We start from the raw sequence: 14,416 nt of genomic DNA on the forward strand, positions 1-14,416 counted from the left end.
CCCTTCCATAATTAAAAGGTGCCTAACTGTATTCAGGATGATGAAAGGGATAGGATAGGGTATTGCTCTATCATCCATTCTCCCTTTCACCTCTTCCATCCCTTAAAACGCTTCCGCTAAACTGATGTAAAAACCGGCCTGCCGTTTTTCATTTGCCAGTTTTTCGCCTATGCCATAATCAAGGCGTACACTTAAACCTTTCGCCGGATCGAAGAAATAACGCCCACCAACACCGAAGTTTGGTTTTAGACCATCGAAATTGAATGCTCCGTTGCTAAAAACTTTTCCGGTACCGGCAAAGGCCACGATGCCAAAACGGTTCATAAAACGGTAGCGGATTTCGGCCTGTGTGGCCATCAGGTTTTCATCGCGGTAACGGCCGCTATAATAACCGCGCATCATCTGGTCGTTGCCTAATTGCTGCAATAAATAAAACGGTGTGTTTTTACTTTGTATCGTATAAAATATGCCTTGTACGCCCAGAACCACTTTCGGTGCGAGACTGAAGAAACCGCGGAGATCTAACTTAATCTGTGAGCCATTGAAACTTTCGCCGCCGAAAAAATCTGGTGCATACTGATAAGTTGCCCTTCCGAAAAACCCTTTGGTAGGGTAATTGTTGCTATTGCGGGTATCGTAACTCTGCGAAGCACCTACCCAGGCTACTGAGCCGCCATCTTTATCTAAAATATTCGGATTGGTGCTAAAAATTCCTCCGGCTACCTTATCTATAAAATGGTAATTCTCGAAACCTAAAGATATACCGGTATAGGCTTTGGGCAGGGTATTCATCTCGGCATCGAAAAGTGTTTTAAAAATCTTTTGGTCTAATTTATCTTCATCTGCTTTTTTTGCATCATTGCCAATGCCGTAAAAGTTAAAGGGCTGATTTTTGAAACGGATATCGCCGATAAAGTGATATTTGTTTCCTTTTGTCCACATATCGCCCTTAAGCATAAAATTAGCTGTCTTTTTGGTAGAATAGGTCGTGTTCAGGGCAAAATTAGAACTGCGGTTCAGTGTATCCTTACGGTCTATATAAAAGGAATAAATGGCGCCAACGCCAAATTCAAATCCTGTTTCCTGACTATAGCCAAAAGCAGGAAGTGGCAAAAAGCTTGCCTTACGGGTAGTATCTTTTTCGTTGGAGAGCATTTTCCTGATCAGTTTCATTTGTGCAAAAGAAGTTCCTGAAACGAGTGCAAGTAAAATAATCAGATAATATTTTTTCATCAGCGCAAAGAAAAGGAAATTAGTTAATAGTTCATTCGTTCACTGGTCATTTGTTCATTGGTCATTTGTCATTAGCTCATTGGTCATTGGTTCGTTTGTCATTTGAATTGCCAATTGCCTTATTGCTATTGCCTTCTGTTAAATAAACCGGATTGAAGGGTAAAGCCCGGAGCGAAGCGAGGACTTGTACCGGAAAGCCGGACTACCTTTAATAAAAGCTACTGCAACTGCTTTTCAAATAAAAGATCCTTCTACTACGCTCAGGATGACAATCGCAGGAGAAGATTTATCTGATGTAACTGACTAAGGACTATGGATTCGAGATTCTTCACTTCTGACTAATTTAACGCCAAACGCAGCCCGCCAAACGCTAAACACGTTTAGGCTTTCACCTTTCGGCCTAAATGCCTATTTTTGCCGCAAACAATACAAAACGAACACAATGAGCAATACAAGAGGACCAATATCTCAGTTTATGGAGCGTAATTATCTCCATTTTAACGCTGCGGCCATGATGGATGCAGCTAAAGGCTACGAAACGCATTTAGATGAGGGTGGTAAAATGATGATCACGCTTGCTGGTGCCATGAGTACTGCCGAACTGGGTATTTCACTTGCAGAGATGATCCGTCAGGATAAGGTGGCCATTATTTCTTGTACAGGAGCCAACCTTGAAGAAGATATTATGAACCTGGTTGCACACTCACATTATAAACGTGTACCTAATTACCGCGACTTAAGTCCGCAGGATGAGTGGGATTTGTTAGAGAACCACTATAACCGCGTTACTGATACCTGTATCCCTGAGGAGGAGGCTTTCCGTCGTTTACAAAAACACATCCACAAAATCTGGAAAGATGCAGATGATGCGGGCGAAAGGTATTTTCCGCATGAGTTTATGTACAAAATGCTGCTAAGCGGTGTTTTAGAACAATACTATGAAATTGATCCTAAAAATTCATGGATGTTGGCTGCAGCCGAAAAGAATTTGCCAATTGTGGTACCGGGATGGGAAGATTCGACCATGGGTAACATCTTTGCTTCTTATGTGATCAAAAACGAGTTCAAAGCTACAACGATGAAAAGTGGGATTGAGTATATGGGCTGGCTTGCCGATTGGTACGTTAAAAACTCTGCAGGCAAGGGAATCGGTTTCTTCCAGATCGGTGGAGGTATTGCCGGCGATTTCCCGATCTGTGTGGTGCCGATGTTATACCAGGACATGGAAATGGAGAATATTCCGTTTTGGAGCTATTTCTGCCAGATTTCAGATTCGACCACTTCTTATGGTTCTTATTCAGGAGCTGTACCAAACGAAAAGATTACCTGGGGCAAACTGGATATTAATACGCCAAAGTTTATTGTAGAAAGTGATGCAACAATTGTAGCACCGTTAATGTTTGCCTGGATATTAAAACAATAACGATAAGATTTTAATAAACCAAATTGGTTTTTGGTATACCCGTTCGGAATTTCAAGTCAAAAATGGGCATTTTTATTGCCTGAACGGCCTGAAATGACGTTTGTTTAGAATGATTATAAATTGTATTTCCCGTCACTATTATGTCATGGGATTTATTAATAAGTTATACTTTTGTTCAAGTTTTGGTGGGGCTATCTGGGTTCAATCATCAATTTCACAACAAAAAGTAAATTAAATAAGTATAAAGTGTTCATTATGAGAGATATCTCGATGATTTTAAAAAGCGTTTGGAAGTCGTTATTCGTATTTTCAGCAATTTCCGTAATGGCGGTTTCTACCGTAAATGCGCAGGATGCTAAAGAGGGGAGAACGCTTTTCAAAGCGAAATGTTCTTCGTGCCATGCGTTAGATCACAAAGTTGTTGGTCCGGCATTAGAAGGAGTAAGCGATCGTCACCCTGAAGCGTTCCTATTAAAATGGATCCCGAACAACGCGGCTTTAATTGCTGCCGGAGATCCTGCCGCTGTTAAATTATTTAACGATAACGGTAAAGTGCCTATGACTACTTTCCCTGAGTTAGATGAGGCGAAAGTAAAAGATATCTTAGCATACATTAAAGAAGGTGAGCCTAAAGCAGCTGTAGATCCAAAGTCACCAAAAGCAGGTGCCGAAGATCATGGTACTTCAGGTTTATCAATCGCAGGTATCGTTGCTATCGTAGTATTAGCTATCGTTATCCTTGTAATCTTAGGTCGTGCTTCTAAATTGCTGGAGCGTTTGATCCTGCAGAAACAGGGCATCGAGATGGAAGAAGATGTGCCGTTAAAAGTAGGTGTACGCAAAATGTTCAAAAACAAGAAGTTCGTGATGTTCTTTATCTTGTGTTTGATCATCTGTTTAGGTTCATTCGGTTGGATGGGCATGTGGAACACTGGTGTTCATACAGGTTATCAGCCGGTTCAGCCAATTAAATTCTCGCACGAACTGCATGCCGGTATCAATCAGATCGATTGCCAGTATTGCCACAACGGTGCGTTTAAATCTAAAAATGCAACCATCCCTTCATTAAATGTTTGTATGAACTGTCACAAAGCGGTACAGGCAAGGGATAAATATGATGGTGAGATTTCTCCTGAGATCAAAAAAATCTACAGTGCTTTAGGTTACGATCCTGAAACACAGAAATACGACGAAAGTAAGTCAAAACCAATGGAGTGGGTACGTGTACACAATCTTCCTGATTTTGCTTACTTCAACCACTCTCAGCACGTGGTGGTTGCAGAAGACGCAATCCGTAAAGCAAAAGGATTACAGCCAACTGAACCTGTTTGTTTCGCTTGTCACGGTCCGGTTAATACCATGGAAGAAATTTATCAATATTCTCCATTAACCATGAAATGGTGTATTAACTGCCATAAAGAAACAGATATTTCTGGTCAGAAAAACAATGCTTTCTACGCTAAGGTTATCGAAGCGCACGAGAAAATTAAAAAAGGCGAGAAAATCACACCAGCTTTATTGGGTGGTTTAGAGTGTGGTAAATGCCACTATTAATAGATTAGAGTTTAGTAAGAACGTTCGATAAACAGTAATATAGCTTAAATGGAAAGCAATAAAAAATACTGGAAAGGCTTAGAGGAGTATAACAATACACCCGATTTTGTTAAGAATAACAAAAACGAATTCGCCGAGCCACTTCCAATTGAAGATGTTTTAAATGAAGCAGGGTTAAGTACCGTTACCCCACGCCGCGACTTTTTAAAGGCGTTAGGTTTTGGTTTAGGTGTGGTTACATTAGCTGCCTGCCAAAGTACACCGTTAAAAAAATCTATCCCTTACCTGGTAAAACCTGAGGAAGTAACCCCTGGTATACCTAACTTCTATACTTCCAGCTTCAATGGCCAGAGTATCTTGGTTAAAACAAGAGAAGGACGTCCGATTAAAATTGAACCAAATCCTAATGCGGGACAATTTAACTGCGGTACGGATGCAAGAGCACAGGCTTCTGTATTGGATTTATACGATGTATCTAAACTAAAAGCACCTGCTACCGTGAAAAATGGACAGGTTGAAGAGACCACCTGGGCTAAAATCGACAGCTTTGTAAAAGGCGAACTGGCAAAGGCACAGGCGGGTGGGAAGAAAATCCGTATCGTATCATCAACGGTAAACAGCCCGTCAACAAATGCAGTAATTGCTGCTTTTGTGGCGAAATATCCTGCTGCTAAACTGGTGCAGTACGATGCAGTTTCTTACACAGGTATTATCCAGGCCAATCAGAACAGTTTCGGTAAAGCTGTTTTACCAAAATATAACTTTGATAAAGCCGATTTAATTGTAAGTTTCGGTGCCGATTTCTTGGGTACCTGGATCAGTGGTGAAGAGTTTACTGCTCAATACACCGCTAACCGTAACTACAAATCGTTAGAAAATAAAAAAATGAGCCGCCACATTCAGTTTGAAAGTGGAATGAGCTTAACAGGTACCAATGCAGATACCCGTGTTCCGGTTAAATTATCGGAAGAAGGTCCTGCTTTAATTGCTTTATATAATGCAATTACAGGTGCAGCTTTACCAGGCGGAACGTTGGGTAACAACGCTACTGCCGATAAAGTAATTAAACTGGCAGCAAAAGAATTATTGCAAAATAAAGGTAAAGGCCTTGTAGTTTGCGGTTCTAACGACGTTTCTACTCAGATTTTAGTAAATGCCATTAACGCCGCTATCGGAAGTTATGGTACTACTATCGATTTGGATAATGTTTGCCATTTATATGCTGGTAACGATGCCGAATTTAATGGTCTAGTTGCCGAAATGAGCCGTGGTGAGGTTGGTGCAGTATTATTCTTAAACAGCAACCCGGCTTACGATGCAGCAAATGCAAAAGCATTTACAGATGCATTGGCAAAGGTACCTACGAAAATTTCTTTCTCAGACCGTGCCGATGAAACTGCTTCACTTTGCGATGCCATTGCGATTAACCATAACTACTTAGAATCATGGGGTGATGCTAACGCTTACGAAGGATATTATTCTATCGTTCAGCCAACCATTAACCCGGTATTCAATAGCCGTCAGGCAGAAGAGAGTTTATTAATCTGGGCAGATGCCCCTGTTAAAGATTACTACCAGTTTGTACGCAGCAACTGGGAAGCTAAAGTATTACCGGCTGCCGGTCTTAAATGGGATCAGGTTTTAGAAAAAGGTGTGGTAACTACCACTGCTAAAACGGCTGGAGCCTACAGCTTTACTTTATCATTAAATGCTGTAGCAACTTCAATCATCAATAGCAGCAAAAGCCTTGCAAAAGGTGGCGATCAGTTAGAGTTACAGGTTTACGAAAATGTACCGATGCGTGATGGTAAAAATGCCAACAACGCTTTCTTACAGGAATTACCTGATCCGGTATCAAAAGTAACCTGGGATAACTTTGTTGCACTTGCACCAAAAACTGCTGAAAAATTAAAAGTTAAAGAATTTGACGTTGTTGCTGTTAAAGGTAGCAATGGATATTCAGTAGAGCTTCCGGTGTTGATCCAGCCAGGACAAGCACAGGGAACAGCCTCTATTGCTTTAGGTTATGGCCGTCAGAAAGCAGGTAAGGCAGGAAATGATGTAGGTAAAAATGCTTTCCCTTTCATTTCTTTTGTAAACGGAACCATGCAATATGCTACCAATGTAACCATCAGCCCAACAGGCGGTTACTATGAGCTTGCACAAACACAGACTCACCATTCTTTCGAGGGCCGTGCCGTGATTAAAGAAGCTACTTTTAAGGAGTACTTAAAAAATCCTGGTGCAGGTAACGAGAAAGGCGAGCATAAAGATTATGATCTTTGGGATCAGTATGAGAAACCAGGTAACAACTGGGTAATGGCAATCGATTTGAATGCTTGTACTGGTTGTGGTTCTTGTATTGTTGCGTGTAACGTAGAAAACAACATTCCGGTAGTAGGCCGTGATGAGGTTCGCCGTCGCCGCGAGATGCACTGGATCCGTATAGACCGTTACTATAGCTACGAAACACCAGCAGGTGATGTAACTAAAGAAAAAGAAATTGCTAAGTTGGAAGACTTGGATCATGTTTCTGTGGTTCACCAACCAATGTTGTGCCAGCACTGTGATCATGCACCTTGCGAAACCGTTTGTCCGGTATTGGCTACCGTACACTCTTCAGATGGTTTAAACCACATGGCTTACAACCGTTGCGTAGGTACACGTTACTGTGCTAACAACTGTCCGTACAAAGTACGTCGTTTCAACTGGTTCAATTACTGGAACGATTCGCGTTTCGATAACTATTTAAATAACGAGTTTACCCAATTGGTTTTAAACCCTGATGTAACTACACGCTCGCGTGGTGTGATGGAGAAATGCTCAATGTGTATTCAACGTATACAAGGTGGCAAATTACAGGCTAAATTGGAAAAACGTCCATTAAAAGATGGCGATATTAAAATGGCTTGTCAAGAAGCTTGTTCAGCAAATGCAATCATATTTGGTGATTCAAACGATCCTAATTCAGAGGTTTCAAAAGCATTACGTTCTGAGCGTATCTACTACGTATTAGAAGAAATTAATGTGAAACCAGGTATCGGATATATGACTAAAATTAGAAACACAGATACAAAAGTACAAGCGTAAGCTTTAGTATAAAGAAAATACAAATTATGTCAGGACATAACGAATCAATACTTAGAGAACCATTAATTACCGGCGATAATATCACGTATGCTAAAATTACGGACGATATTTTGATGCCGGTAGAAAACAAGCCAAATAAAGCTTGGTGGATTGGTTTCACCGTTGCCTCATTAGGTGCCCTACTTTGGGTTGTAGCAGTAAGCTACACTTTCTGGAATGGTATCGGATCTTGGGGTTTAAATAAAACAGTAGGTTGGGCATGGGATATCACCGGTTTCGTATGGTGGGTAGGTATTGGTCACGCCGGAACACTTATTTCGGCCGTACTTTTACTTTTCCGTCAGAACTGGCGTAACTCGATCAACCGTTCGGCAGAAGCGATGACTATCTTCGCCGTAATCTGTGCCGCAACTTACGTTGTATCGCATATGGGCCGCCCTTGGTTAGCGTATTGGGTATTACCCCTGCCAAATCAGTTCGGTTCACTTTGGGTAAACTTTAACTCACCATTGGTGTGGGATATGTTTGCGATCTCTACCTATTTCTCTGTATCATTATTATTCTGGTACACAGGTTTATTACCAGATATCGCGACCATCCGCGACCGTGCAGTAGGTACACGCAGAAAAATCTATTCAATCTTTTCATTTGGATGGAGCGGAAGCGTTAAAACATGGCAGCGTTTCGAAGCGGTGTCGTTAATCTTAGCTGGTATCTCTACACCACTTGTACTTTCGGTACACACCATTGTATCAATGGACTTTGCAACTTCGGTAATTCCTGGATGGCACACTACCATCTTCCCTCCATATTTCGTGGCCGGGGCGATCTTCTCAGGTTTTGCGATGGTATTAACGCTATTATTGGTTGCACGTAAAGTATTGGGTCTGGAGAACTACATCACCATGTTCCACATCGAGTCGATGAACAAGATCATCATCTTAACCGGATCAATTGTAGGTGTGGCTTACTTAACAGAGTTCTTCATTGCCTGGTATTCAGGTTCTGAATATGAATCATATGCATTCGTTAACCGTTCTACAGGTCCTTACTGGTGGTCGTACTGGATGATGATGACCTGTAACGTAATCTCACCACAGTTATTATGGTTCAAAAAGATCCGTTTAAGCATTAAAGCTACCTGGATTTTATCAATCGTAGTAAACGTGGGGATGTGGTTTGAGCGTTTCGTAATTATCGTAACTTCATTACACCGCGATTACATCCCTTCAAGCTGGGCGATGTTTTATCCAACCTGGGTTGATATCAGTGTATTCGTAGGTTCAATCGGATTATTCTTTACTTTATTCTTATTGTTCTTAAGGGTATTGCCATCAATTGCTATTGCAGAGGTAAAAATCATTCTTAAATCGGCTTCAGAACAGGCTAAGAAAAAGATTATTGAAGAAGGTTCAGAAAAACCTGAATACATTAACGAGTATATTGAATCGTTAGAAAAATTTGATAGTGTTAAACAAGAAGATTACGCAAAAATATAACAATGAGTGATATCAAATATATTTTAGGCAGCTTTGGCGATCCTGATGAAATGATGCACGGCATCGAAAAGCTTCAGGAAAATAACATCAGTATTTATGATGTATATACCCCGATGCCTATACACGGAATAGAGGCCAAATTAGGAATTAAAAGATCAAGGATTGATATCGCAGCGTTTTGCTTTGGTATTACCGGTACCTGCTGTGCATTCGCTTTGATTTATTTCTGCGCAGTAATTGATTGGAGAGTAAACATTGGTGGTAAACCATCATTCGCATTGCCGGATTTTGTGCCGATAATGTTCGAGCTTACCGTATTATTCTGTGCTTTCGGTATGGTATTAACGTATTATGCTTCTACCCACTTATTTCCGGGTAGGGCGCCTCGCGTAATGGATTTAAGGGCAACTGACGACCGCTTTGTAATTGCAATTGATGCAAAAGACAACGCAGAACACACTGTAATTGATGGTTTATTAAAAGGTGCAGGTGCTTTAGAAGTAAAGTATAATGAAAGGAAGTACGTTAGCTATGAATAAGAATAAATTTGTTTACAGGTCGTTTTTAGCTATTGCTTTCGCAGTTACCTTTTCGGCATGTAGAGATAAACGCAGTACTGGTTTAGAATATGCCAGGAACATGTATGATCCGATTGCTTATAACCCGGATCAGCCAAATAAAAATTTTAAAGACGGTAAAACTGCACAGTTGCCGCCTGCACATACCAAACCGGTAGGATTTACCGAGTACGATGAGTATCCTAATACAAAAGAAGGATATGAAGCAGCAGGTGTAAGCATGGTAAACCCTTTACCGGTTGATACCATTAACTTGGCACAGGGACAACACTTGTTTAAAGTGTTCTGCAGCCCATGCCATGGTGAAAAAGGTGATGGACAAGGACACCTGGTTAAAATAGAGAAATTTAGCGGTGTACCTTCTTACTTCTCCGGAAGTTCGTCAAGAGGTGGAGAGATGAAAGCGCTTACTGCCGGTAAAATCTACCATACCATTACCTACGGTGTAAATAACATGGGTTCGCATGCATCGCAGATCTCTCCAATTGATCGTTGGAAAGTAGTGATGTATGTTCAGGAATTACAAAAACAACAATAAGTAAAGCAGAATATAAATGGGAACTCACAATATTAATTTTAGTGAACAGTTTGAGTTTACAGGTAAAGTAAAAACATTAAGCATAGTAGGCATCATTTTAGGTGTTGTTGCTATAGCTTATGGTTTCTTCGCGGGCGATAAAGTAATGCACGAGCGTACTTTTGCTAACCTGTTACTTATGGCGTATTACTTTGCATGCGTATGTATGTCGGGTACATTTTTCCTTGCTGTTCAATATGTAGCTCAAGCAGGTTGGTCTGCATCAATTTTACGTGTACCACAAGCTATGGCAAAAACGTTGCCAATAGCAGCTGTAATACTTATTGTAGTTATTTCAGCAGGTTTGTACTCACACAATTTATATCACCACTGGCATGCAGATGGTTTAACCGTAGAGGGTAGCCCTAATTACGATGCCATTATTGCTGGTAAATCGGTATTCTTAAATGTGCCTTTCTTCTTAGGTCGCCAGGTGGTGTTCTTAGGTATATACAGTATATTTTCGATCCTTTTTGTTAAGTTTTCTTATAATGAGGATTTAGCAGGTGGTTTAAATTCATACAGAAAAAGCTTTAAAAATGCTTGTATCTTCTTGGTAATTTACGGTTTTACTACACCTGTATTTGCTTTTGATACCATCATGTCATTAGAGGCTCACTGGTTCTCAACCATGTTTGGCTGGTATAACTTCGCAGCAATGTGGGTGAGCAGTTTAGCAACTATCGCTGTGATCATTATCCTACTAAGAAGAGCAGGATACATGCAGTGGGTTAACAATAGCCACTTGCATAACTTAGGTCAGTTTATCTTTGGTTTCTCTATCTTTTGGACTTATGTATGGTTTGCCCAGTTCTTGTTGATCTATTATGCAAACATGCCAGAGGAAACCGTATATTTTTACAAACGCTTTGAATATTACAAATTCTGGTTTTTCTTAAACCTTGCCATGAACTTCTTAGCACCTGTATTATTGTTAATGGACAGGGATAACAAAAGAACTGATGTTAAATTATTATTCGTTTCAATCGTAGTATTGTTAGGCCATTGGGTAGATTACTACCAGATGATTATGCCAGGAACGGTAGAAGCACATAACGGTTTTGGCATTATTGAAATTGGTACAGCACTGGGTTTTGTTGGATTGTTTACCTTTACGGTTTTAACAGCATTGAGCAAAAAACCTTTAATTGCAAAGAACCACCCATTATTACAAGAAAGTTTGCACCATCAGTTATAGTGGTGGTAGGATATAGCAAATATTTTAATTATTATAATTAGCAGTACGGCGTACTACTTTTAAGAAAATGAGTTTAAGAAAGTTTATAACGAATAAAACGACCGCAGCTTTAGCAGTATTGATTACCGCTTTTGCAAACACTAGCGTATTTGCGCAAGATGCAGCAGCAGGAGCTGCCGCGGCACCGAAGGTTGATATGGGCGAGATTTATAAATCAGTAATATTTTATGTACTGGCTTTTCTTGCCATATGTTTATTCATTGCCATTATTGGTAAAGCAATAAGGGTATATGAATTAAGCCGCGAAGCACAGGGTAAACCTGTAGGCATCAACTGGAACAGGATTCATGCAAGTTTATTTGCCCTGTTTTTAGTGGTAGGTTTATATGGTGTATATTGGGAATATACCGTACATGGTGCTATGCTGCTTCCTGATGCAGCGTCAGAACATGGAAAGAAAATTGATAAAATGTTCAATTTAACATTGATCATCACCACAATCGTATTTGTAGTTACACACATCCTGTTATTCGGTTTTTCTTATATCTACAAATATTCTGCTAAAAGAAAAGCTTATTACTATCCGCATAACAATACAATCGAGAAAATCTGGACAATTATTCCAGCTTTGGTATTAACAGTATTGGTATTGATGGGTTTCTTAACCTGGAGATCGATTTTCTTCAAAACAGAAGATCCTAAAAATAAACCATTGCAAATCGAAGTTACTTCTGAGCAGTTTAAATGGTCTATCCGTTATCCCGGAGCAGACGGAATTGTTGGAGCTAAAAACTATAAGTTAACTACAGCTACCAATCCATTGGGTATCGATTTCAAGGACTTGAACTCGCGCGATGATGAGATGGCAGATGAAATGGTAATTCCTGTTGGAAAACCGGTAAAACTGATCCTTACCAGTAAAGATGTAATTCACAGTTTTTATATGCCACATTTCAGAGTACAATTAAATACTGTGCCAGGTATGCGTGTTTTCTTTGAGTTTACACCTACAAAAACTACTGCAGAAATGCAACAGGAAACAAATGATCCTAACTTTAAGTACCTTTTCTACTGTGCTAAAATCTGTGGATCTGGTCACTACAACATGCAAAAAGTGGTACGTGTAGTTTCTGAAGCTGAGTACAAAACTTGGATAGCTGAGCAGAAAACATACTTAAACGACGATTTAAGAAAACAATTTAATTTGCCAGGGGCACCTGCACCTGTAAAATCGGTAGCAGATTCAGCAGCTAAAGATTCAGCTGCTGTGAAAACTAACCAAATGGCTTTAAATAAATAATATTAAGCAGGAGCGAACGAATTATGTCAACAATAGCATTACACGACGAACACAATCACGATCACGCTGATCATGGGCATCATAAAGAGACTTTGATTTCAAAGTATATCTTTAGTATGGATCATAAAATGATTGCTAAGCAATTTTTAATTACCGGTATTATTATGGCGGTAATTGCAATGGGCTTATCAATTTTATTCCGTATTCAATTGGCATGGCCAGATAAAAACTTCCCATTTTTAGAAACCTTTTTGGGTAAATGGGCAGAAGGTGGCCGTATCAAACCTGATTTTTACCTGGCTTTGGTAACCATCCACGGTACCATCATGGTATTCTTTGTACTAACCGCTGGTTTAAGTGGTACCTTTAGTAACTTACTGATTCCGCTTCAGGTAGGGGCGAGAGATATGGCTTCGCCATTCCTGAACATGCTTTCGTATTGGTTCTTCTTCCTGGCATGTGTGGTAATGATGTCATCGTTTTTCATCCAAACGGGACCTGCTTCAGGAGGTTGGACGGTTTATCCCCCATTATCTGTTGTAGCTAAGGCTATGCCGGGTTCAGGTTTAGGTATGACACTGTGGTTAGTAAGTATGGTGCTTTTCGTAGCCTCATCTTTAATGGGAGGTATCAATTACGTAAGTACAATCTTAAACATGCGTACTAAAGGTATGGACCTTTGGAAAATGCCGTTAACCATTTGGGCTTTCTTCCTGACTGCTATTTTAGGTATCTTATCTTTCCCTGTTCTTGTAGCCGGGGTAGTATTAATGGTATTCGACCGTAGTTTCGGAACTAGTTTCTATTTATCAGATATCGTAATGGGTACCGATATTTTACCAAATGAAGGTGGTTCGCCAATTTTATGGCAACACTTATTTTGGTTCTTAGGTCACCCTGAGGTATATATCGTAATTATGCCTGCATTGGGTATCTCCTCTGAGGTAATTTCTGTAAACTCGCGTAAACCGATCTTTGGTTACCACGCAATGGTTTACTCGCTTATCGGTATCACCGTATTATCGTTCATCGTTTGGGGTCACCACATGTTTGTAACGGGTATGAATCCATTGCTGGGCGGTGTATTTATGATCACTACATTGATCATTGCGGTACCATCTGCAGTAAAAACCTTTAACTATTTAGCTACATTATGGCGTGGTAACATCCGTTTCACCCCGGCAATGTTATTCGCGATCGGTTTGGTGTCATTCTTTATATCTGGTGGTTTAACCGGTATCTTTTTAGGAAATGCATCTTTAGATATTAACTTGCACGATACTTATTTTGTTGTTGCCCACTTCCACCTGGTAATGGGTTCGGCAGCAATTTTCGGTATGCTTGCCGGTGTTTACCACTGGTTCCCTAAAATGTTTGGTAAAATGATGAATGCCAAATTGGGATACCTGCATTTTTGGTTAACTTTCATTGCAGCTTATTTGGTATTTTTCCCACTTCACTTCTTAGGTTTAGATGGTGTACCTCGTCGTTACTATGCATTTACCGAGTTCGAATTTATGAAGAAGTGGTTAACAGTAAACGTATTTGTAACTTGGGCAGCTATTATGGCAGCACTTGCACAGGTAGCATTCCTGTTCAATTTCTTCTACTCGATCTTTAAAGGAAAAGTATCTCCTCAAAACCCTTGGGAAGCTAATACTTTAGAATGGACAGCACCAGTTGAACATTTACATGGTAACTGGCCTGGAGAAATTCCAACTGTTTACAGATGGCCTTACGATTATAGCAAGCCAGGACATGATGCAGACTTTATCCCTCAAACTGTTCCTTTCTCTCAAACCATGAGCTCTAACCTGCCTCACGATTTTGAAGGAAATGAAGAAGCAGAGAAAATTCAGCAAGAGTGGGAATTAGCTAATCCTATTGCAGAAAACAAGGGCTAGTCTAAGCTTTAAATAAAATTTTAAAAGGGGTATCTGATTAAGTTTCTGCTTATCCGGATA

The 14,416-nt window shown here is 40.2% G+C and carries 10 protein-coding genes; 9 read left to right on the top strand and 1 reads right to left on the bottom strand.

The features are described 5' to 3' along the window. Positions 1-102 precede the first annotated feature (102 nt). Positions 103-1,233 (bottom strand): BamA/TamA family outer membrane protein, encoded by a 1,131-nt coding sequence (locus ACFSR6_RS12480; RefSeq protein WP_379079329.1) that lies wholly within the window; start codon positions 1,231-1,233, stop codon positions 103-105. Positions 1,234-1,675: 442 nt separating this feature from the next. Here ACFSR6_RS12480 and ACFSR6_RS12485 point away from each other — a divergent pair, with 442 nt between their 5' ends. From ACFSR6_RS12485 to ACFSR6_RS12525, 9 genes are all read left to right on the top strand, one after another. Beyond that, a complete protein-coding gene (locus tag ACFSR6_RS12485; RefSeq protein WP_379079332.1) occupies positions 1,676-2,656 on the top strand; it encodes a deoxyhypusine synthase family protein in 981 nt (326 codons plus the stop codon). 255 nt (positions 2,657-2,911) lie between these two features. Further along, complete coding sequence (locus ACFSR6_RS12490; protein WP_379079335.1) at positions 2,912-4,210, top strand: c-type cytochrome; 1,299 nt, start codon at positions 2,912-2,914, stop codon at positions 4,208-4,210. Between the two features lie 48 nt (positions 4,211-4,258). Next, positions 4,259-7,300 carry a TAT-variant-translocated molybdopterin oxidoreductase gene (locus ACFSR6_RS12495; RefSeq protein ID WP_379079338.1) on the top strand — a complete coding sequence of 1,014 codons (3,042 nt, stop codon included), beginning with the start codon at positions 4,259-4,261 and terminating at the stop codon, positions 7,298-7,300. A 26-nt stretch (positions 7,301-7,326) separates the two neighbouring features. Beyond that, positions 7,327-8,799, top strand: coding sequence for an NrfD/PsrC family molybdoenzyme membrane anchor subunit (gene nrfD, locus ACFSR6_RS12500; protein WP_379079341.1), 1,473 nt, complete (start codon positions 7,327-7,329; stop codon positions 8,797-8,799). Positions 8,800-8,801: 2 nt separating this feature from the next. Continuing rightward, positions 8,802-9,338 carry a DUF3341 domain-containing protein gene (locus tag ACFSR6_RS12505; protein WP_183767752.1) on the top strand — a complete coding sequence of 179 codons (537 nt, stop codon included), beginning with the start codon at positions 8,802-8,804 and terminating at the stop codon, positions 9,336-9,338. Then, positions 9,310-9,915 (top strand): c-type cytochrome, encoded by a 606-nt coding sequence (locus ACFSR6_RS12510; protein ID WP_379079344.1) that lies wholly within the window; start codon positions 9,310-9,312, stop codon positions 9,913-9,915. Before ACFSR6_RS12505 ends, ACFSR6_RS12510 begins: the two co-directional genes overlap by 29 nt. 16 nt (positions 9,916-9,931) lie before the next feature. Continuing rightward, positions 9,932-11,152, top strand: a complete 1,221-nt coding sequence (locus ACFSR6_RS12515) for a quinol:cytochrome C oxidoreductase (RefSeq protein ID WP_379079347.1) — start codon at positions 9,932-9,934, stop codon at positions 11,150-11,152. A 67-nt stretch (positions 11,153-11,219) separates the two neighbouring features. Continuing rightward, on the top strand, positions 11,220-12,452 hold the full coding sequence (locus tag ACFSR6_RS12520; protein WP_379079350.1) for a cytochrome c oxidase subunit II: 1,233 nt from the start codon (positions 11,220-11,222) through the stop codon (positions 12,450-12,452). 23 nt (positions 12,453-12,475) lie between these two features. Beyond that, positions 12,476-14,356: a cytochrome c oxidase subunit I gene (locus tag ACFSR6_RS12525; RefSeq protein WP_379079353.1), complete on the top strand. Its 1,881-nt coding sequence runs from the start codon at positions 12,476-12,478 to the stop codon at positions 14,354-14,356. The last annotated feature ends 60 nt before the right edge of the window (positions 14,357-14,416 follow it).

Source organism: Pedobacter vanadiisoli (assembly GCF_042684385.1).
In the GTDB taxonomy this organism is placed as follows: domain Bacteria; phylum Bacteroidota; class Bacteroidia; order Sphingobacteriales; family Sphingobacteriaceae; genus Pedobacter; species Pedobacter vanadiisoli.